General features: G+C 63.3%; 19 protein-coding genes. 9 read left to right on the forward strand and 10 right to left on the reverse strand.

The window, feature by feature from the left end:
• Positions 1-8: 8 nt before the first annotated feature.
• Positions 9-959 carry an MBL fold metallo-hydrolase gene (locus GJ699_RS11120; protein WP_154376106.1) on the reverse strand — a complete coding sequence of 317 codons (951 nt, stop codon included), beginning with the start codon at positions 957-959 and terminating at the stop codon, positions 9-11.
• A 123-nt stretch (positions 960-1,082) separates the two neighbouring features.
• On the opposite strand from GJ699_RS11120, the gene GJ699_RS11125 reads away from it, so the two are divergent.
• Positions 1,083-2,054 carry a LysR family transcriptional regulator gene (locus tag GJ699_RS11125; RefSeq protein WP_154376108.1) on the forward strand — a complete coding sequence of 324 codons (972 nt, stop codon included), beginning with the start codon at positions 1,083-1,085 and terminating at the stop codon, positions 2,052-2,054.
• Between the two features lie 22 nt (positions 2,055-2,076).
• On the opposite strand, the gene GJ699_RS11130 is transcribed toward GJ699_RS11125, so the two are convergent.
• On the reverse strand, positions 2,077-3,012 hold the full coding sequence (locus tag GJ699_RS11130) for a tetratricopeptide repeat protein (RefSeq protein ID WP_154376110.1): 936 nt from the start codon (positions 3,010-3,012) through the stop codon (positions 2,077-2,079).
• Positions 3,013-3,086: 74 nt separating this feature from the next.
• A complete protein-coding gene (locus GJ699_RS11135; RefSeq protein WP_195763519.1) occupies positions 3,087-3,986 on the reverse strand; it encodes a PEP-CTERM sorting domain-containing protein in 900 nt (299 codons plus the stop codon).
• 140 nt (positions 3,987-4,126) lie between these two features.
• Here GJ699_RS11135 and GJ699_RS11140 point away from each other — a divergent pair, with 140 nt between their 5' ends.
• Positions 4,127-5,047, forward strand: coding sequence for a PEP-CTERM sorting domain-containing protein (locus GJ699_RS11140; protein ID WP_154376114.1), 921 nt, complete (start codon positions 4,127-4,129; stop codon positions 5,045-5,047).
• On the opposite strand, the gene GJ699_RS11145 is transcribed toward GJ699_RS11140, so the two are convergent.
• The 3 genes from GJ699_RS11145 to GJ699_RS11155 all read right to left on the reverse strand — a co-directional run bounded on the left by GJ699_RS11145 (position 5,044) and on the right by GJ699_RS11155 (position 9,801).
• A complete protein-coding gene (locus GJ699_RS11145) occupies positions 5,044-6,303 on the reverse strand; it encodes a D-amino acid dehydrogenase (RefSeq protein ID WP_154376116.1) in 1,260 nt (419 codons plus the stop codon). The two genes, GJ699_RS11140 and GJ699_RS11145, sit on opposite strands and share 4 nt — an antisense overlap.
• A 47-nt stretch (positions 6,304-6,350) precedes the next feature.
• A complete protein-coding gene (locus GJ699_RS11150; protein WP_154376118.1) occupies positions 6,351-8,210 on the reverse strand; it encodes a DUF885 domain-containing protein in 1,860 nt (619 codons plus the stop codon).
• 73 nt (positions 8,211-8,283) lie between these two features.
• Positions 8,284-9,801 (reverse strand): FAD-dependent monooxygenase, encoded by a 1,518-nt coding sequence (locus GJ699_RS11155; RefSeq protein ID WP_154376120.1) that lies wholly within the window; start codon positions 9,799-9,801, stop codon positions 8,284-8,286.
• 120 nt (positions 9,802-9,921) lie between these two features.
• On the opposite strand from GJ699_RS11155, the gene bla reads away from it, so the two are divergent.
• The 6 genes from bla to GJ699_RS11185 are packed head-to-tail and all read left to right on the forward strand — an operon-like array spanning position 9,922 to position 12,871.
• Complete coding sequence (gene bla, locus GJ699_RS11160) at positions 9,922-10,803, forward strand: class A beta-lactamase (protein ID WP_154376122.1); 882 nt, start codon at positions 9,922-9,924, stop codon at positions 10,801-10,803.
• Entirely contained in the window at positions 10,800-11,018 is a 219-nt protein-coding gene (locus tag GJ699_RS11165) for a DUF7661 family protein (RefSeq protein WP_154376124.1), read from the forward strand. The genes bla and GJ699_RS11165 overlap by 4 nt, the downstream gene beginning before the upstream one ends.
• Positions 11,015-11,752, forward strand: coding sequence for a hypothetical protein (locus GJ699_RS11170; RefSeq protein WP_154376126.1), 738 nt, complete (start codon positions 11,015-11,017; stop codon positions 11,750-11,752). Before GJ699_RS11165 ends, GJ699_RS11170 begins: the two co-directional genes overlap by 4 nt.
• Positions 11,749-12,237: a GNAT family N-acetyltransferase gene (locus GJ699_RS11175; protein ID WP_154376128.1), complete on the forward strand. Its 489-nt coding sequence runs from the start codon at positions 11,749-11,751 to the stop codon at positions 12,235-12,237. Before GJ699_RS11170 ends, GJ699_RS11175 begins: the two co-directional genes overlap by 4 nt.
• 41 nt (positions 12,238-12,278) lie before the next feature.
• On the forward strand, positions 12,279-12,530 hold the full coding sequence (locus GJ699_RS11180; protein WP_154376130.1) for an AbrB/MazE/SpoVT family DNA-binding domain-containing protein: 252 nt from the start codon (positions 12,279-12,281) through the stop codon (positions 12,528-12,530).
• Positions 12,524-12,871, forward strand: coding sequence for a type II toxin-antitoxin system ChpB family toxin (locus GJ699_RS11185; protein ID WP_154376132.1), 348 nt, complete (start codon positions 12,524-12,526; stop codon positions 12,869-12,871). Before GJ699_RS11180 ends, GJ699_RS11185 begins: the two co-directional genes overlap by 7 nt.
• Before the next feature lie 5 nt (positions 12,872-12,876).
• Here GJ699_RS11185 and GJ699_RS11190 read toward each other — a convergent pair whose 3' ends face one another.
• The 4 genes from GJ699_RS11190 to GJ699_RS11205 all read right to left on the reverse strand — a co-directional run bounded on the left by GJ699_RS11190 (position 12,877) and on the right by GJ699_RS11205 (position 18,855).
• On the reverse strand, positions 12,877-13,461 hold the full coding sequence (locus GJ699_RS11190; protein WP_229262064.1) for a YdeI/OmpD-associated family protein: 585 nt from the start codon (positions 13,459-13,461) through the stop codon (positions 12,877-12,879).
• Complete coding sequence (locus GJ699_RS11195; RefSeq protein WP_195763520.1) at positions 13,458-14,183, reverse strand: polysaccharide deacetylase family protein; 726 nt, start codon at positions 14,181-14,183, stop codon at positions 13,458-13,460. The genes GJ699_RS11190 and GJ699_RS11195 overlap by 4 nt, the downstream gene beginning before the upstream one ends.
• The gene (locus tag GJ699_RS11200) at positions 14,180-14,689 is read right to left on the reverse strand and encodes a 4'-phosphopantetheinyl transferase family protein (protein ID WP_371867531.1); all 510 of its coding nucleotides are present in this window, start codon (positions 14,687-14,689) and stop codon (positions 14,180-14,182) included. The genes GJ699_RS11195 and GJ699_RS11200 overlap by 4 nt, the downstream gene beginning before the upstream one ends.
• A gap of 110 nt (positions 14,690-14,799) precedes the next feature.
• Positions 14,800-18,855, reverse strand: a complete 4,056-nt coding sequence (locus GJ699_RS11205; RefSeq protein WP_154376140.1) for a Pls/PosA family non-ribosomal peptide synthetase — start codon at positions 18,853-18,855, stop codon at positions 14,800-14,802.
• 126 nt (positions 18,856-18,981) lie between these two features.
• On the opposite strand from GJ699_RS11205, the gene GJ699_RS11210 reads away from it, so the two are divergent.
• Complete coding sequence (locus GJ699_RS11210) at positions 18,982-20,487, forward strand: AMP nucleosidase (RefSeq protein ID WP_154376142.1); 1,506 nt, start codon at positions 18,982-18,984, stop codon at positions 20,485-20,487.
• Positions 20,488-20,495 lie beyond the last annotated feature (8 nt).

The following is a 20,495-nucleotide window of genomic DNA, read 5'->3' on the forward strand; positions in this document are numbered from 1 at the left end:
TAACCGTCTCAACGCAGCTGGCTGTAGGCGACCGGCACCCACTGGTAGCTCTTGCCGGCGGCGCGGATGTGGCCCAGGCCAGGGAAGGACAGGTGGCTGGCGCCGATCAGCGTGCCGTCTTTGGCCACCGCCTGGAATACCTTGGTGCGCGAGGCATAGGCGTTCTTGCTGTCGCTGTCGAAGCCGATGGTCACTTCCGGATGGTCGAACTGCACGGCGGCGACGTGGATCAGGTCACCGATCAGTACCAGCTTCTTGCCTTTGCTTTCCACCGTGTAGATGGTGTGGCCCGGCGTGTGGCCGTAGCTGGAAGTGGCGCGCACGCCCGGAGCCAGTTCGGTGTCGCCACTAAACGGTTTCAGATGCTGGACCGCCGCGTAGGGCGACAACGAGGCGATTGCGCCCTGGAAGAAGCCTTTGTTGTCGGCCGGCGCCTTATCGAGATTGGCCTGGCTGAGCCAGAAATCGGTATCGCGCTGGTCGGCGCGCACCACCGCGTTGGGGAATACGATGGCGCTGTTGGCCGCCAGGCCGCCCACGTGGTCCGGGTGCAAATGGGTCAGGTAGATTTCATCGACCTGCTCCGGCTGGTAGCCGGACGCCTTCAGATTGGCCACCAGCTTGCCGAGGGTAGGGCCGAACAGGCTGCCGGCGCCGGTGTCGACCAGAATCAGCTTGCCGCCTGTATTGATCAGGAAGCCGTTGACCGAAGCTTCGGTCGGCACCGATTGGAAGTTGCGCGCCAGCGCTTTTTTGGTGGTGTCGGCCGGCTCGTGCAGCAGCTTGTCGAATGGCAGATCAACGGTGCCGTCGCTCAGCGCCGTCACTTCGAAATCGCCCAGCATGATGCGCTGGAAGCCAGGGGCATTGGTGCCGGCCAGCGGCGCGGCGGCAAAGGCGGGCGCTGTGGATGCGGCAGCGGCAAATACCAGTGCGGTCAACAATGGCGTCAATTTCATTCTTTACATCCTTTAACAATTAGCACGTAGGACGCAGTATGCATCTTTGCAAAAAATGGCACAATACGGAATAAAGCAAATGATCTTTGCTGAAAGCGCAAAGAAGTAATCTGTGGAGAAAAGATGATTGATTCTTTGAAATGCTTCGTTACGGTAGTGGAACTAAGTAGCCTGTCGAAGGCGGCGGTACAGCTGGAAATGGCGGTGTCGTCGGTGTCGCGCAAGATCGACGCGCTGGAGCAGGAACTGGGCGCCCGGCTGTTGTTCCGCAGCTCGCGCCAGGTGGTGGTGACCGACGCCGGCGAGCGCTTCCTGCCGCGCGCGCGCAACATCCTGGCCGAGCTGGCGGATGGCAAGAACGCGGTGCAGGAGCTGGACAGCGAGCCGCGCGGCCTGCTGACGGTGACCGCGCCGGCCGCCTTCGGCCGCCTGCACGTGGCGCCGGCGATCGCCGCCTTCCTGCAGCGGCATCCGCTGATCGAAGTCGACCTGCATGTCAGCGACGAGGTGGTCGATCTGTCGGCGCGGCGGGTGGACGTGGCGGTGCGCGCCGGCGTGCTGCCGGCCAGCGAATTGGTGGCGACGCGGCTGGCGGGCTTGAACCGCGTGGTCAGCGCCAGTCCGGCCTATCTGGAGCGGCACGGCTGGCCGCAATCGCCGGAGGATCTGCTGCGTCATCAATGCCTGACGGTGAGCGGCCGGGTGGCGCCGCGCGGCTGGTGGCGTTTCGAGGGCGTCAACGGCAATCAGCCGCTGGCGGTGAAAGGGAAGCTGCGCTGCGACGATACCGACTCGCTGCTGCATGCCGCCATCAGCGGTGCCGGCATCGTCCACCTGGCCAACTGGCTGGTGAGCGACGCCATCGTCGCCGGGCAGCTGGTGCCGATATTTCCGATGGACCCGGTGGAGCGCAGCGAGATTCCGCCGCGCCGCGATCCGGGCGAAGCGGCGATCCATGCGGTGCACATGCCGGGCCGCTCCAACCAGGCCAAGGCACAGCTGCTGATACGTCATTTGCGGGAGTTTTTCGGCAGTCCGCCGTATTGGGATGTTGCGATGGAAGCTGCCGGGGCGGGCGAGCGCCGCGCCCCGTGAGGTGTTCAGTTAGCGGACTGGATCAATCCCAGTCGCCGCCACCGGAATCGCCGCCGCCTCCGCCGCCGTCATCCCAGCCGCCGCTAGTGCCGAAGTCATTGCCACCCATGTCATCACGGCGCAGCAGATCTTCGCGCGCCGATGGATCGTCGTAGACGATATCGTTGCGCTGCTGGTCGACATTGGCCGCATTGGCTTCATGGCCACCGGTGAACTGACGCGCCAGCGCCTCACCGGCCACGATACCCGCGCCGACCGCCGCGCCGGTCGCCAGGCCGCCCATGATGCGCGAGCCCATGCCCGGTTGCTGCGGTTGCGGGTACCCGCCTTGCGGACCCCAGCCAGCCTGGCCGTAGCCCGGACCTGGCTGCTGCGGATAACCGCCGCCGGGCGCATAGCCGGGCTGCTGGCCGCCAGGATTGTAATAGCCGTCATTGACCACTTGCTGTTGCTGACGGCGCTGCATGAAACGGACCGCCAGCCAGATAAAGCCGGCCAGGCCGAGACCAATAATCAGAATGCCAGTCATGGAAATACCTCCGGAACTTTGCGGCGCGTTGGCATAGCCACCGCTGCCATAGTTACTGCCACCGCTATTGTGGGCGGGGCGTTGCGCGTAAGTCTTCTGGCCATCGGCCAGCAGCGTGCGCAGCTTGGTCACGGCTTCCGGGCTGACGCCTTTCAGCTCAGGGGACAGCTGCTGCGCCTTCGCCAGCGACTGCTGGGCGGCGGCGAACTTGCCCTGTTTGGCCAGCAGCTCGGCTTCCACGAAGTGGGCCTTGGCGCTGTTGGGGTGCGCTTGCAGCACCTGATCCATCATGGCCTGGGCTTCGGTATATTTGCCCGCTTCGGCAGCCACATACACCTCGTGAATAGTGGGTTCGGCGGCAAATACAGGCGCCGCGAACGCCAAAGCGCCCGCCAGCAAAGTGATACGTGCGATAGATTTAGCCGTCATGTCATACCTCCTAGTGAAGACAGGCTTGAGATGAGGGCAGTTTACGCCAATTTCAAGTCGGCGAAGGTTAGTTTTTACACCATGCTGCGATGACTGATGACAGGGCGATAGGCCAGAATTAGCAAACCTGCCAAGAGTAGCCACAGCGTTTCCGGCTCCGGCACGCTGAGGACCGGGGGAATCAAGGACTTTGTATAGTCTGTGCCGCTGCCGGAAACCAGTTCGTAAGAGGTGATCTGATTGCCCTCCGCGTCAACAATATCCGATATTCCTCCCCAGTAACTGGAATGTCCGGCGTCCGCTGTGCATCCGCCATACAGCGAAGACGAATACCAGCCCACCACGCAGCTGGCCTGTAACATGCCGCCTATCCGGAGCTCTTCGCCCCACGTGAAGTCAACCACCAGTTCCAGCGTCGTGGCTTTGCCTGGAATGTTTTCAACGTAGCCTCGACTGTCGGTTCGGGAAAGGTAGCGATTCTGGGTAAAATCGGTCCCGTAATTAAATAGCGTATCGATATAGGTAGCGCTGTTAGCGCCGATAAATACATTGCTGGAAACGGAAGATTGAACTTGCCAGCCTCCGGGATAGGTGACTGTATCGAGCATATACGTCAGGGCAAACGTGAATGTCGCGGTCGCGCGTTGGCCTGTCAGCGCGGCGTTTTCCATGCGCAAAGTATCTTCCCAGCTTGAGGATGCCCATGATGTTCCGCCTCCCTGAGCATTGGCAGTCCCCAAGGTGGCGCTACTTTTCAGTACACCGAAACCGGCCAGCCCTCCGGAAGCGATCGCTGAATTGCCACTGGCCTCTCGTTGCAGCAGCACAGTTTCCCCAGTAAGAGCCTGTTTGTTCGTTTCCCGGTCATCGTAATAGTGGATGCCGTCCGACCCGCCTGCCGTCACCGTCAAGATTCCTGCCTGTGCTGTGAGCGCACTGCCAAGCAGCAGCGCCGCAACCATCAATCGTTTCATTTTCACTGGCTCCATTGTAGAAATGAATATTGAGACTGACATCTGTTGCGGTAGACGTCATCCTCAATCTTGATGATGTGTTCTTTTTATAAGCAAATTAGTCTTGCTGAATACCGGACATTTCCTTCGTGGAGGATTGGATGAAGAAGCTGCTACGCATTGGCCGAATGATGCTCGTCGCCTTCAGTTTTTTGTCTTGCTACTCTGCACAAGCAGCGCTCTATACAATGGCGGATGCCACCTCTGTTAAAGACTATAAAGATTGGCAAGACGGCGCCGCTACGCTGCACTCAAAAGCGACCAGTGCTGGCATCAACTCGATCACCGTGCAGGAATCGATCGCGAGTTATGGTGTGCTGAAAACCTACTCATCGGCCCAATCGGGCGAGCTGTATGGAATTGGCGGTTGGGCCTCGGCCGGCTGGTCTGATCGAATTACCATGAATAACGAGGCGTTGACGGGCAAGCACGGAGTATTGGTGCTCAATTTCAGCTATACCGATCAAGTGGCGGCCTACTCGGAGCCTAACGGAAAATATGTCTCTGGCTTCTACAATAACCAGGTCGATGTACTATCTTCCAACAAGTCATATCACGCCGAGATTCAGCACACCATTAGCAGCGCCAATGGCAACAGCAACTTTCCGTTCAGAGGCAGCGTGTCAGACTTTGCGGGCCAGCGCACGCTGCAACCCAACTTGATTTCGATGGTCATTGATTTCGTGTGGGGAGAATCATTCCTGCTGGCCCAAACCGCGTCCACCGATTGCAACGTTGGTTATACGCTGTCTGAGCCCTTCGCATCGTGTGCGGCTGATTCGTTTCATTCATCCTATTGGGCAGGAATCAGCGACGTCAGTACTGACGGACTGGCAGTTTCGAGTTTTACCATCAGCGCTGCCTCGGGCACAGATTATTCCCGCTCGTTTGTGCCTTTGCCGGTGCCGGAACCGGGTTCGTTGTACTTGATGCTGGCCGGCATGGCCTTCACTGTCTTAAGGCTGACGCTAAAGCGGGCCCGTCACACAAGCCAGTTTTATTTCATTCGATTGGGATCTTAGGCGAGCTTTAACGGCAGAGCCGCCTGCGTCCGGGACGAATCGCGGGCGGCGCTGATGGCGTTGGCGATGGTGTCGGCGGTGGTGGCGCTCAGGGTCCAGCCGAGGTGGCCGTGGCCGGTGTTGTAGAACACGCCCGGCGCCTTGCCGGGGCCGACGCGCGGCAGCAGGTCCGGCATCATCGGCCGCAGTCCGGCCCACGGCGTGATGGCGCGCGTGCTGACTTCGGGGAAGTTGTGCTGCACCCATTCGGTCAGCGGCGCGATGCGGTCGGCGCGGATGTCGCGGTTGTAGCCGTGGAATTCGGCGGTGCCGGCCACGCGCAGGCGGTCCTCGCCCAGCCGGCTGCACACCAGCTTGACGGTGTCGTCCACCAGGCTGACCTGCGGCGCGGCGGCGCGACTGGCCTCATCGTCGAGATGCACGGTGACAGAGTAGCCCTTCACCGGATAGACGTTGACGTCGTCGCCCAGCTGCGCCGCGAAGTCGCGGCTGCCGGCGCCGGCGCAGACCACCACCGCGTCATAGCGGCTGGTGTCGGCGCTGTCGTCCTGCAGCACGGTGACGTCGATACCGCCACCAACGGCATTCAGCTGCACTACCTGCTGATTGCAGCGCAGTTGCGCGCCCAGGCGCTGCGCGGCCTGCGCCAGTCCGGTGACGAATTTGTGGATGTCGCCGCTGCTGTCGCTGTCGGTGTAGTGGCCGCCGTAGTATTGGCCGCGCAGCGTTGGTTCGATGGCCAGCATCTCGTCCGGCGTCACGGCGCGGCGCGGCACGCCGGCCCGCGCCAGCAGCTTGGTGACCGCCGCCGCGTGTTCGAATTCGGCACGGTCGCGATGCAGGTGCAGTATGCCCTGGCGGCGCAGATCAAACGCGATACCTTCGTCCTCGGCCCAGCGGAACAGGTGCTCGCGCGCCGCCACCGCCATGCGCGCCAGCGCGATGGTGTTGTCGTGATATTGCGGCATGGCGCCGATGAATTCAGCGAACCAGGACAGCTTGTGCCAGGTAGGATGCAGATGCACCAGCAGCGGCGCGTCGCTGCGCAGCAGCCATTGCAGCGCCTTGGCGACGGTGGCGCGATGGTTCCATACTTCGGCATTGGAGGCCGACAGCTGGCCGCCGTTGGCATACGAGGTTTCCATCGCCGTGTAGCGATGGCGTTCCAGCAGGGTGACGGCGAAGCCGCGCTTCGCGAGGGCATAGGCGGTCGTCACCCCGGTGACGCCGCCGCCGATGATGGCGATGTTTTTCATGATAAGCCTAATAATGTTACAAGAAAACCATCGCCCTTCAAACCACTTTATGCTTTCTGTTGTTTTGCAATGTAGCGGTCGATCACGGTCGGCAGTACCGTTAGCGGCACGCCGCAGCTTTGCACCAGCGCGTCGTTGAAGCCGGCCAGGTCGAATTTGCCGCCCAGCGCCTTCTTGGCGCGTTCGCGCTGGCGCAGCATTTCGTTGTGGCCCATCTTGTAGCCGCAGGCCTGGCCCGGCGACACTGTGTAGCGGTCGATTTCGCTGGTCATGGCTTGCTGGCCGCGACCGGTGTTCTCGACCAGATAGCGGATCGCCTGTTCGCGCGTCCACTTCATGGCGTGCATGCCGGTATCCACCACCAGGCGGCAGGCGCGGAATTGCTGCGCTTGCAGGTAGCCGATCTGGCTGAACGGATCGTTGACGTACAGGCCGAATTCATCGACCAGCTGTTCCGAATACAGCGCCCAGCCCTCGACGAAAGCGTTAAAGCCGATCAGCGACGAAATCAGCGGCAGCTCGTCGTGGTGCTCGGCCAGATAAGCGCCTTGCCAGGCGTGCCCTGGAATGCCTTCGTGCGCGGTCAGGGTGGCGATTTCCGCCTTCGGCCACAGCGTTGTCGATTTGAGGTTGACGTAGTAGATGGCGGGACGCGAGCCATCCAGCGACGCAAAATTCATATAGCCCAGCGGCGCACCGGCTTCGATATCGACCGGCACGCGTTTGATCTGCAGCGGTACTTTCAGGTCCAGGTGCGAGATCTGCGGCATCAGCTTGCGCACCGCGTTCACGCGCTCGTTGCAGTAGGCGATCAGCTGTTCGCGTCCTTGGTCGTTGTCAGCGAAGAAGCGTTGCGGATCTTTGGACAGAGCCAGCAGACGCTCGCCCACGCTGCCATTGCTGATGCCCTGTTTTTTCAGGATGGCGTCAATGCGCGACTGCAGCTGCTTGTTCTGTTCCAGGCCGATGGCGTGGATCTCTTTGGCGCTGTAATTGGTCGAAGTACCGAGACGCAGCGCCCATTCATAATATGCCTCGCCGTTTGGCAGACGGTGCACACCGGCCACGCTGGTAGCTTTGGCGGCGGCCTGGCTGAAGGTATCGATCTGACGCGCCAGCGCCGGGTAGACCGAACCTTCCACCAGTTTCAGGGCGCGCTCATGCCAGTCACCGGCGATATTCTGTTTTTGCGTGCGCTCGCTGATCGAAGTGACCAGTTTTTGCGATGCGGCAGGGGTTTTCAGGAACGCCTGCAACTGGCCCAGCGCGGTGCGACAGATGAAGTCCGGCGGCATCACGCCCTGGCGTGCCTGGTCCGCGATGCGCGCGGTTTCCTGATCCAGCATGACGGCCATGCCGGCCAGGCGGCGCAGATAGGCTTCGGCATCGTCGGCGTTGGCGATGGTGTGCTGCACGTCGAGAAATTCGGGGATGCGGGTCAGCGCGCCATCCTGTTGGGTGACGGGGAACGGCGCGGTGCCACCGTAAAAGCCGCTGGCGGCGCCGCCGAACGGGAAGCGCAGGCCCAGCGCGCCGGATTCGGCGGCGTAGGCGATGGTGTCGTAGCGGATTTGGGCGGCGGCGCTGAGCGAGGCGCGGTCCAGCGCGCGCAGGCGGCGTTGAATCGATTGCACTTCGTCGGCCCAGGCGGCGTCGCCGGCCGGGGATGCGTCTTCCAGTCGCGATTTCAAGCCGGCGCGCTGGCCCTTGTCCATCCCCAACCCGGTGGCGCTGGTGGGCGACAAGTTCAAGACTTCGTCGGCGATATCGTCCAGCAGTTTGGCGAAGGCGGCATCGGCGGGCGTGGTGGCGGCAGCGGCCAGCGACAGGCCGGGCACCGCGCTGACCGCGGTAGCGGAGAGGGCGGCCAGCAACAGATCGCGGCGGGAAGGGTTTTGAAGGCTCATGGCATCCTTGCTTGGGGTGGGGTAAACAGTCGCCGCGACCTTAGCGTGTCCCTCGACGCCATGTCAATGGCATTTAGCTATCCTTGCCAAACCGTAGGGAAAAGCGGGTGACCAATTGCTGCAGCGCGTCGACCTCCTGACGCGGCAACGCCAGCGCCACGTGCATGTCGGGCCGCACCAGATAGGCCGCGTCCTGCAGCAGGCCGGCGTCGGCGGCGGCCTCGCTCCATGGATAAGCGTGTAGCGGCAGGCGCAGTGCCTGAGCGGCGGCCGCCAGCAGCGGGTCGGTGCGACCGTAGACGTGCAGCTGCCAGTCCAGCGTTTGCAGCGCGGCGTAGTTGTCGTGGCCATTGTCCAGCGGTAGCCAGGGCAGTCGGTCGCCGCCGATGATGTCGCCGGCGCGGCCGCCGCTCAGCGGGCTGTCCGGATAATGAATCATCACCTGCGACAGTGTCTTGAACAGCGTGCGGCGCGCGGCCGCGATGTGGCTCAGCGCCGGGAATACATGCGGCAGCAGCCAGCTGCGCAACAGCTGACCGCCGGCGCCCTGCGACACCATCAGCTGGAAGGCGCGGTCGGTGGTGATCACCAGCTTGCGGGCGAAGACGATGCGTTCGGCCTCGTAGCTGTCCAGCAGCGCGGCATCGGCGCGGCCCTGCAGCACGTGGCCCAGCTTCCAGGCCAGGTTGATGGCGTCGCCGATGCCGGTGTTCATGCCCTGGCCACCAGCAGGGCTGTGAATGTGACCGGCGTCGCCGGCCAGGAAGCAGCGGTCGACGCGGAAGTGCGCGGCTACGCGGTGGTGCACGCGGTAGGTGGAGAACCAGTTGACCTGATCGACCTGGATGCCCAGCAGCGGCTCCAGCATCGGCCGCACCGCTTCGAAGTCGGGCTGCGGTGGGGCGTCGTCGGGCAGGATGCCGATCAGGCGCTGCATGCCGCGCGAGCGCACCGGCAGCATCAGCGCCAGCGTGTTGGCGCCGAGGTGAACGCGCAGATCCTGATTGGCCGGGCCGGTGGTGTGGACGTCCGCCACGTAGTACCGATGGTTGTAGGTGCCGCCGACGAAGTCCAGCTTGAGCGATTCGCGCACGCGGCTGCGGGCGCCGTCGCAGCCGCACAGGTAGGCGCTGCTGCTGGTGATGCGTTCGCCGTCGCGCTGCAGCGTGGCGCGCACGCCCCATTCGTCCTGGGTGAAGGATTCCAGCTCCGTGTTCCATTCCACTTCCACGCCTTCGGCCTGGAGCTGGGCCACCAGCAGTCGTTCGTGGTCGTCCTGCGGGTAGGCCAGCACGAAGGGGTAGGGACTGAGGCCGGTGCCGATGTCGTTCAGATCGAGTTGGGCGATGTCGTCGCCATGTTCGCGCAAATGCAGGGTATCGATCTTGATGCCCTGGTTGACCACCACTTCGGCAAAGCCCAACTGGTGATAGAACTCCAGCGTGCGCGCATGGACCGCCATGGCGCGCGAGGCCTGTCCGGGCCCGCTGTTTTGGTCGATGATGCGGACAGTGACGCCCCGTCTCGCCAGCGCGATGGCGAGCACTAAACCGGTGGGGCCGGCGCCGACGATGAGCACTTGGGTGGACATGAAATCAGTCTACAACCAAGGCGGAATGGGGTGCGCGCAATTGGTGGCCCTTTTGGGCGACTTTTGGTCCGGTCGCTGTTAAAATATATTTATTTTTACTTAACTCTTATACTTGGGCCGATGAGCGATTTCACAACCCGCCGCACGCTGATGCTGGCGCTGGCATGCACGCCGTTCGCGCGGGCCGCGGATCTGCTGGACCAGGCGCCATCGACCGCGCCGATAACGCCGGTGGCACAACTGGCGCGGCTGGAACAGGAATCCGGCGGCCGGCTGGGCGTGGCCGCGCTGAACACCGCCGACGGCCGTCAGGTGCTGCATCGGGGCGATGATCGTTTCCCGTTCTGCAGCACATTCAAGATGATGCTGGCGGCGGCGGTGCTGGCGCGCGAGCCGTCACTGCTGAAGCGGCGCATCCAGTATGAGAAGAGCGATCTGGTGCCGCATTCGCCGGTGACCGGCAAGCATGTGGCGGATGGCATGACGGTGGCCGAATTGTGCGAGGCGACGCTGCAATACAGCGACAACGCCGCCGCCAATCTGTTGATGAAGCAGATCGGCGGTCCAGCGGCGGTGACGGCTTTTGCGCGTTCGATCGGTGACAACGAGTTTCGTCAGGAGCGCTGGGAGACCGAGCTCAATTCCGCGCTGCCGGGCGATACGCGCGACACCACCACGCCGCTGGCGATGGCACGTTCGCTGCAAAAGCTGGTACTGGGCGAGGCGCTGCCGCAGGCGTCGCGCCGTCAGTTGAAGGATTGGATGGTGGGGAACACCACCGGCAATGCGCGCATCCGCGCGGGCGTGCCGGCGGGATGTCTGGTGGCCGACAAAACCGGCGCTGGCGATTACGGCACCGTCAACGACATCGCCGTCATTTGGCCGCCGGGCCGGGCGCCGATTGTGCTGGCGGTGTATCTGACGCAGCCGGGCAAGGACGACAAGGGGCGTGGCGATATCCATGCCGAAGTGGCCAAAGTGGTGATCGAGGCATTCCGATGAAAGAACTGAAGTTCAAGATATTCGGCAAGCACATCGCCGTCACCGGCCAAGCCGGCGCGTGGCGCGCGTTTTACTATGGCGCCGAAGGCAAACGCCGCGCGGCGGACTTCATCATTCCCGCCGATGTGACGGAAGCGGAGCTGTGCGAATATCTGGCTGACCTGTTCCACGAAAACGCCACACCGCGCAACAACAGCGCGTTGCAGCTGTCATGATGTCCGAGTTTGCACCCGTGATGGCCGCGTGCGAGGCCGGCCGCCACGACGATGCGTTGCAGCTGCTGCTTGCATTGTTTGAGCGCGCCGACCACAGCCCGCACGACGACTCGCTGTTTTTCATCACCATGTTCCAGTGGGGGATGATGCTGAAAGAGTATCCACCGGCGCGCGTAGCCATGCGACGCGTGCGTGACGAACAAGCCGCGCGCTTGTTGGCGGGAGAAATCGTCTTCGGCGCGACCGAGAAACGTTGGCCGCGTTCGCGCTTTCAGGTCATCGCCGGCATGGACGGCAAGCTAGGCGCCAGTCGAGCCACCTATGAACTGTTTTTGCAACTGCGGGTGGCGTGGCCGCAGGCAGCGCAGCGCGACGCCTTTCTCGCCTTGGAAGCGATGGTGGAAGCTGGTGATTACGCGTTGGCGGAAACCTATCTCGGTGATCCGCTGGCGGGGCTGGACCGGTTGAACGAATGCGCTCTCACGCACGTGCTGATCCCGCCGTCGCGGCAGCCGCCACGGCTGGCGGCGGAGCTGACTAATTTCAGCAAGGATGTACGTCTGCTGTGCGTGGTGCATCGTGGCCTGGGCCGTGCCGATGCGGCCGACACGCTGCGCACGGCGGCGCTGGCTGGCATCGTCTCCGACGACTTGCGTGCCTGGGCGGTACGCGAACTGGATGAACCGGGCGCGTTGTTCCGCGAACTCTCCGCGCGGGATGAGGAGTCGCTATGATGATCCGCTACACGACCGAAGCGGATTGGCGTGAACTCAAGCGCGTGCGGCTCGCCGCCTTGCAGGACGCGCCCACCGCTTTCGGCATCACCCACGCCTCGGCCGCCGCCTACACCGACGCCGCTTGGCAAGACCGCGCCGCCGGCCGTGGCCCCGCGCGCTACCTGCTCGCCTTTGAAGGCGACACCGCCATCGGCATCGTCGCCCATGTACCGAGCGGCGAACATGACCTCGGCCTGATCGCCATGTGGGTCGCCCCATCGCATCGCGGCAGCACCGCCGCCACGCAGCTGGTCCAAGCGGTGCAGCGCCACGCAGCGGAAAACGGCCACCATCGCGTCGTGCTGGACGTCTCCCCCGACAACCACCGCGCCGCCGCCTTCTACCAGAAACTCGGCTTCACCTTCCTGCCAGAGTGGGAGCCACTGGAAAGCCATCCCCACATCCAGGTCCAGAAAATGGCTTGGCCGGTCTTGATATCATAAATTCCCGTATCTACTATGTAGAAACATTCAAGGAGATTACGATGGAGCTCTCGGTGCAAAAGTGGGGAAACAGTGCAGCGGTTCGATTGCCTACCGAGTTGTTGGCGCTGCTGAAGGTCAAACTTGGTGACAAGCTGAGCGTGAATGTGCAGCCAGATGGCGTGTTGCTGAAGCCTGCTCGTCCCAGTTATTCACTGGATGACTTGCTGTCACAATGCGATCCGGCAGCGCCGGAGCCGGCTGATTTAGCCGACTGGAACAACATGAAGCCGGTGGGGCGAGAAACATGGTAGGGCGCAGCAAGTTTGGCCGTGGCGATATCGTCCTGGTTAATCTTGATCCCACTCAGGGGCACGAGCAGAAGGGGATGCGGCCTGCGCTGGTTCTATCTACTTCCGCGTATAACGCATTTGGTGTGGCCTTGGTCGCCCCGATTACGCAAGGCGGTGACTTTGCTCGTCACGCAGGCTTTGCTACTTCACTAAGCGGTGCGGGGACCAAAACGCAGAGAGTTGTTTTGGTCAATCAGATTCGCATGCTTGACCTCCAGGCCAGGAAGGCCAAGCGTATCGAAACGGTGCCGGAGTACGTGATTGAAGACGCGCTGGCGCGTCTCCGCGCAATCACGGATTAAAAGCGTTAGTCATCCAGCCCTTTGCCTGCCAGGATGCGGTCGACGCATTTGTCGATGCGCGATTCGCGGGTTTTGGCTTGTTTGGCTGAGGAGAAGTGCAGCAGGTAGGCACGCTGGCGGCCGGGCGTCAGTTGCTCGAAGGCGGTGCGCAACGCTGGCAGGTCGTCCATTTTGCGTTCCAGCTCTTCGGGGAAGTCGAATTCGGCGGTCTTTTTCAGTTCGACTTTGGCGCCGGATTTTTCCAGGGCGATGGCATCTTTCAGGTAGGACTTCAGCACCTTTTCCTGCCGCGTGATGTCGGCTACGCCGGTGAAGCGGATCTGGCGCGCTGCCTGGACGTTTTCAGTTTGCTGGATCAGGATATTTTTCGGATCTTTCATCAGCGCGCCTTTGAAGAACAGCAGCGCGCAGTATTCTTTGAAGCCGTGCATCAGCACGACGTTGTGGCCGTCCAGCGTGTAGCAGGGCTGGCCCCATTTGAGGTTTTCGGTCAGCTCGCCGGCGCTGTTGATGATGGCGCGCAGGGCGATGAATTCTTCTTGCCAGTTCTTGGCGCGCTCCAGAAAGGCGTCTACTTTGTCGCTGCTCATGGTGCTGGCTCCCATTCCAGGTGGACTACTTTGTAGCCTTTGTCTTTCAGGACTTTGAGTAGCGTGGGCAGCGCTTTGGCGGTCGGGCCGTTCGCGTCGTGCATCAGGATGATGCCGCGGCCGGCCTTGTCCAGGCTTGCGTTCAGGCGTTGGGCGAGGATGTCGGTGGTGTCTTCGGGGATCCAGTCGTTGATGCCCAGGTCGATCGAAGCGACGGTGATGTTGGCTTGCTTGAGCGCGTCCAGCATGGTCGGTGTCTCTTCCAGGAAGGGGAAGCGGTAGGCTGGGGTTTCAACGCCGAACACGGTTTTGTAGGCGGCACGGGCACGCGCAAGGTCGTCCAGTTGCTGCTCTGGGCTGAGCTGCGTCAGGTGCGGGTGGGTGTCGCTGTGGATGCCTACGCTGTGGCCTTCGCTGATTTCGCGGCGGGCCAGGTCGGGTGAGGTCCGCAGGTGCTGACCTTCAAGGAAGAAGGTGGCTTTGGCGCATTGATCGGCCAAGGCTTTGAGGACCAGCGGCGTGTTTTCAGGCGATGGGCCGTCGTCGAAGGTGAGTACGACTTCGCCTGGTTGCAGCGGCAGCGCGGCGTGCTGGTTGGTGCCGTAGGCGGCGCCTTCGCGTTTGAGGGTGATGGTGCGTTCGGTGTTCAGTTGGTCCGGGCCGCAGGCGGCGGCGCTGGCGGTTCCCGCAAATGCGGCCAGCAGCAAGGCGATCAATCTCATGCGTTTTTGTCTCCTGTATGTAGGTGTCCTGCCAGGCCGGGGACTGGCAGCGCCAGGGCGATGGTCTGGCCTGGGATGTCGGCGCGCCATTCGCTTAATTGTTGGCCCATGCATTTTAGCGCGGCTTCGCGTTGTGTCCACATGCGCGTGAAGGCTGTTGGTCGTTCGGTGGCGGGTGTGGCCTGCAGTGCGGCGCTGGCGACTGGGCCCAGGTAATCGCGGGCGACGGCTTGCCAGTCGGGGATGTCCTGCACGTGCATGATGTCGGCGCCGATGGGGCCTTGCAGGTTGATGGCCACCAGCGAGTGGTCGCCATCGTGCGAGAAAGAGCAGCCGATGGCGCTGGGACGGTCGGCCAGCAGCACGCGCGGTGGCTCGCCGGGGCTGGAGACGATGCTGATGTCGTCCGGCCTCACGCCCAGCACTGCGGCCAATGCCTCGCGCGCCGCCTGCCGCACGGCGTGCCGCGCCGCTTCGCGCTGTCGGCCGGCCTCCAGCGCGCCCACGAGCGAAAAGGCAGCGGGAGGCGAGAGGGCGGCGGGATCGAGGAGAAGGGCGAACAGGCCGTCCTGCGGCGTCGGCGTGGGGCCGGGCCAGCGCTGGACGGCCAGGGTGTTCATTGGCGCGACGGGGCGGCCGGGCAGCCGGCCCAGTTGCTGTTGGCGGGAATGTGTTCGCCCTTCATCACCAGCGTCAGCGCGCCGAGGCGGGCGTTGTCGCCGATGGCGGCACTGTACAGCACCGCCGCGCGCGGTCCCATGTAGACCCGCTCTCCGATCACCACATGGTCGATCTTCATCACGCGGTCTTCGAACAAATGGGTCTGCGGACAGGTCAACGCATTCAGCTCGCTGTTATCGCCGATCTGCACGCAATCGAATTCGGTGATATCGGTGGTGTCCATGTAGACGCCCTTGCCAATCCGGCAGCCCAGCAGGTTGAACGCCAGCGGCAGCCACGGCGTGCCGCGCAGATAGCGCATGAAGTTCGGCACCGCGATGCCTTCATACAGATTGGTCACGCCCTCCGACAGCCACACAAACGGCGTCCACATCGGCTCCGATTGTTTGCGATAACGGCCAATCAGCAGCCATTTCAGCAGCACCACGAACACGTAATTGCCGATACCGTACACCAGCCCGGCCAGCGTCAGATCCCAGATCACCTCCCCCCAGCGCCCCGCACCGGCGGCCGGCATCACCGCCAGCACCAGCGTGTAGCCGACCGCGATCACCAGCGCATGCGGCGCGACGATGCGAAACGCTTCGATTAACCCGCGCCCCAAACGGCGCAGCGGCGACGGATGGAAGGTCAAATGCTCCGGATAACCGCTGGTCTGCTCGCGCGCCGGCAGGTTGATCGGCGGAGAGCCCAGCCAGGTATCGCCATGCTTCATATGCTGATTGTCCGGCGCGCGCGAGTGCACACCGATCAGCACATGCTCCGGCAGCACCGTGCCGTCCGGGATGTAAGCGCCGTTGCCGACAAAACTGCGATGCGAAATCACGGTCGGCCGCATTTCCATCCAGCCGCCGTCGATTTCCTCGTCACCCAGCATCACCGCATCAGCGATGAAGGTTTCGTCGCCCAGCGTCAGCATGTCCGGCACCACGCCCAGCGCGGTCGAGATTTCGGCATCCTTGCCAACCTTGGCGCCGAGCAGGCGATACCACCACGGCGCGAACACGGTCGCGTAAATCCCGTGCAGCACATTCAGGCTGGATTCCTGGATCTGGCTGACCAGCCACTTGGCGCAATAGGTGTTGCTGTGCACCGCGAAGCGGCCTGGCTTGAGGCGCGGCAGCGCGCTCCAGCGGATCGCCGCCGACAGCAGCGCGGTCAGGATGATCAGCACCGCGCTGGCCGGGAAGGCCAGCAGGAAGTAGCGCAGCAGCTGGATGCGCATGTCGTCGCCTTGAATCCACGGCAGCCAGCCGTTTTCGTCGAACCAGTCGATCAGCACAAAGCTCGGGAACACCGGCATGAAGAACAGCGTGACCACGCCGAGGATGCCGAGGATGAAGAACAGCGCTTCGGCGGAACGGCGGCCGGCGCTGACGGCGGGGCGCGGCGGTAGTCTGGTGGTGTCGAAGGCGCCCATGTCGCGCGCCGGCGAACCAGCCCACACGCGGCCTGCCGGCACCACGCCGCCATCGGCCAGTGCCGACTGGCCTTCGAGGTGGCCCAGCGCTTCGACGCGGGTATTCCCTTCCATGATGGCGTAGGAGCTGACGCAGGCGTCGCGCTCCAGCGTGATCTGGCCCAGATGCAGTTGGCCGCGTTCGACGCGGGCGTTTTCAAAGTTGACGGCGTTGCCGATGCTGACCTGGTCGTCGATCTGCAGCAGGTCGGGCGCGCGCAGCGTCATCGAGCCGATGGTGACTTCCTTGCCGATTTTGGCGCCGAGCGCGCGCAGCCACCAGGCGTTGAGCGAGGAACCGCTCAGCAGATAGGCGGGAGCGGCTTCCACCAGCCGGTCGGCCAGCCACCAGCGGTAGTAGGTCAGTCCCCACAGCGGATAGACGCCGGGCTTGAGGCGGCCGGCGATCAGCCATTTGCCGATGATGGCGATGCCGAATTCACCGATGGTCGCCAGCAGGAACACCAGCACCGATGCGGTGATGGCGCGCGCCACCGAGTCGCCCGGGTCGCCGGTGTAGAAGTGGTAGGTGAAGAAGGGCGCCAGCCATTGCGCCATGCGCAGCGTGACCAGCGGCGGCATGGCGAGCGCTTGCGCTACGCCGCAGGTCCAGCGTTTGAGGCGTGACGGTGGCGTCCAGTCCTGTTCTTGTGCGGCGTTGTCGGGGGCGTCGGCCAGGACCAGGGCGATTTTGCCGATCTGGCGCTGCTGGTAGATGTCGCGCACGGTGATATGGGCGTAGCGCGGATCGGCGCGTAGCGACGAGGCCAGGCGCGCTGCGAAGAAGGAGTGGCCGCCAAGGTCGGTGAAGAAGTCAGCGTTGCGCAGGATCGGCTGGCCGGGGAAAAGCGCGGCCAGGGCGGCGAACAGCGCTGCTTCGGCCGGCGTTTCGGGTAGGTCGGAGTCCTCGGCGTTGCCGGCTGCAGCTACGCTCAGTGGGCTGGCTTTCAGCGTTTTGCGGTCGATTTTGCCGGAGGTCAGGCGCGGCATGGCGTCCAGGAATTCGTAGCGGCTGGGGACCATGTAGGGCGGAAGTTTGGCGGCCAGCGCGGTGCGCAGTTCGCGTGGATCGAGCGTGGCGGCGCCTTCGGGGACGAGGTAGGCGACCAGTTGGTCGATGCCGTCATCCTTGCGCAACAGGACGGCGACGGTGCCGACGCCTGGCTGCTGCGCCAGCAGCGCTTCGATTTCGCCCAGTTCGACGCGGAAGCCGCGGATTTTTACCTGGTCGTCGGCGCGGCCCAGGCAGGTCACCTCGCCATCGTCGCCGATGCGTGCCAGGTCGCCGGTGCGGTACAGGCGGGCGTCATGTGGGCCGGTCGACCAGGGGTTCAGCAGGAACTTCTCGGCGGTCAGGTCGGGGCGGCCAAGATAGCCGGCGGCCAGGCCCGGACCAGTGATGCACAGCTCACCGACCTCGCCGCGCGCCAGCAGACGCAGCACCGGCGCGGTCGAGCCGTCGGCGGCGGCTTCGGTATTGGTGTCGATCACCAGCAGGCCATAGTTGGGCAGCGGGCGGCCGATGGTGACCGGATAGCCGGGCCGTAGCCGCGCCAGACTGGCGGAGACGGTGGCCTCGGTCGGGCCGTAGGTATTGAACATCTGCCGGCCATCGCGCGACCAGCGCTGCACCAGCGATTCCGGGCAGGCTTCACCGCCCAGATTAATCAGGCGCAGGCTGGGCACCTCCTGATTGAACAGCGCGAGCAGCGTTGGCACCGCGTGCAGCACGGTCACATGGTTCTGCTCCAGCATGCGCGGCAGCGTCTCCGGGTCGCCGCTGATTTCCTTGGGGCCGATCCACAGCGTGGCGCCGACCAGATACGCAATCCAGATCTCTTCGAACGACATGTCAAAGGCAACCGAGAAGCCCTGATACACCTTGTCCGACGCCTGCACGCCCAGCACCTCGTTCTCGCTGCGCAGGAAATGGCAGATGCTACGCTGGGTAATCAGGATGCCTTTCGGCTTGCCGGTCGAGCCGGAGGTGTAAATCACATAGGCCGGCACGTCAGGCGAAACGTTGCCACGCCGGGCCAAGGTTTCGCCAGCGGCGGGGGCGGCCAGCAACGCTTCGGCGGTCCACACCGGACGGCCGGACGCCGCAAACTCGGGCAGGGCGGCCAGGCGCGGCGCCAATGCGGCGCTGGTCAGCACCCCGGCGCCATCCGCATCATCCAGACACACTTGCAAACGCTCGACCGGCGTATCCTCATCGACCGGCAGCCAGGCTGCGCCAGCCTTGGCGATACCGGCCTGCAGCACCAGCAGCTCGATCCCGCGCGGTAGCCACAGTCCGACGATCTGGCCAGGCTGCACGCCGGCCGCGATTAGGCGCGCCGCCACCAGGTCGGCCTGCACGTTCAATTCCGCATACGTCAGCGACCGCTCGCCAAACATCAGCGCAGTCTGGTCCGGACTGCGCGCGGCGGTGGCTTCCAGCAGATCGGCCAGGATTTCCTCACGCAGCAAACTATCTTGCTGCGGGCCGAACAAAACATCTGGAATAAGCGGTGTTACAGGTTGATTCATGCGTTAGCTTTTATAGGTGTCAGGGCGCCATTGTACGGTACGCCAGATGGTTCCCCTAGAGGGAGAATGCAAGTTCTGCTTACAGCCTTTACAATAGGAAATACGAGCCGAAAACGAAGGAGTCGCATGTCTACGAATACCCGCCCATTCATCGCCCCCATGCAGTTTGACGACCCACAAGCGGCTTACGATCAGGTGCTGGCCATCTACGACGCCAACATCGCTTACCTGCGCGACGCCATGAAGCGCTTCGTCGCCGGCGAAGACATCGGTGAGCACGTGCGGGCTTGCTATCCGTTCGTGCGGGTTCATACCGATACTGTGGCGCGCGCCGATTCGCGGCTGGCGTTCGGTTTTGTCGCCGGCCCCGGCACCTATGAAACCACGCTGACCCGCCCCGATCTGTTCGCTCGCTACTATTCGCAGCAATTCAAGCTGCTGTTGAAAAACCATGGCAGCCATCACGTCAAGATCGAGGTGGGCGTCAGCGCGCAGCCGATTCCGATCCATTTCTCGTTTGCAGAGCATGAACACATCGAAGGCAGCATGACCGCCGAACGCCGCTTGCTGATGCGCGACGTGTTCGATCTGCCCAACCTGGCCGCCATGGACGACGGCATCGCCAACGGCACCCACGAACCGTCGCCTGGCGAGGCGCAGCCGCTGTCGTTGTTCACCGCGCCGCGCGTCGACTACTCGCTGCAACGGCTGCGCCACTACACCGGCACCTCGTGCGAACACTTCCAGAAGTTCGTTTTGTTCACCAACTACCAGTTCTACATCGACGAATTCATCAAGCTTGGGCATGAGCTGATGGCGTCGCCGGCCAGCTCGCCGGACGACGATTACATCGCCTTCGTCGAACCGGGCAACCTGGTGATGCGCCGCGTCGGCCAGGCGGTGGCGCCGGGCGACGCCCACGGTGCGCCGCTGCCACGGCTGCCGCAGATGCCGGGCTACCACCTGATGCGCAAGGACGGCACCGGTATTTCCATGGTCAACATCGGCGTCGGCCCGGCCAATGCCAAGACCATCACCGACCACATCGCCGTGCTGCGTCCTCATGCCTGGCTGATGCTGGGCCACTGCGCTGGCCTGCGCAATACCCAGGAGTTAGGGGACTACGTGCTGGCGCACGGTTATGTGCGCGAAGACCACGTGCTGGACGAAGATCTGCCGCTGTGGGTGCCGATTCCGCCGCTGGCCGAGGTGCAGGTGGCGATTGAGGCCGCCGTGGCCGAGGTCACGCAGCTGACCGGGCACGATCTCAAGCGCGTGATGCGCACCGGCACCGTGGCCAGCACCGACAACCGCAACTGGGAACTGATGCCGCAACGCACGCCGGAGCGCCGTTTCAGCCAGAGCAGGGCGATTGCTCTCGATATGGAGAGCGCAACCATTGCCGCCAACGGCTTCCGCTTCCGCGTCCCCTATGGCACTTTGTTGTGCGTGAGCGACAAACCCATGCACGGCGAGATCAAATTGCCGGGCATGGCCAACCAGTTTTACCGCGACCGGGTGGACCAGCATTTACGCATCGGCATCCGCGCCATGGAGCTGTTACGGGCGTTAGGTGTGGATAAACTACACTCTCGCAAGCTACGCAGCTTCACAGAAGTAGCATTCCAGTAGATTCATTC

It is taken from the genome of Duganella guangzhouensis (genome assembly GCF_009674535.1).
Taxonomy (GTDB): Bacteria; Pseudomonadota; Gammaproteobacteria; order Burkholderiales; family Burkholderiaceae_D; genus Rugamonas; species Rugamonas guangzhouensis.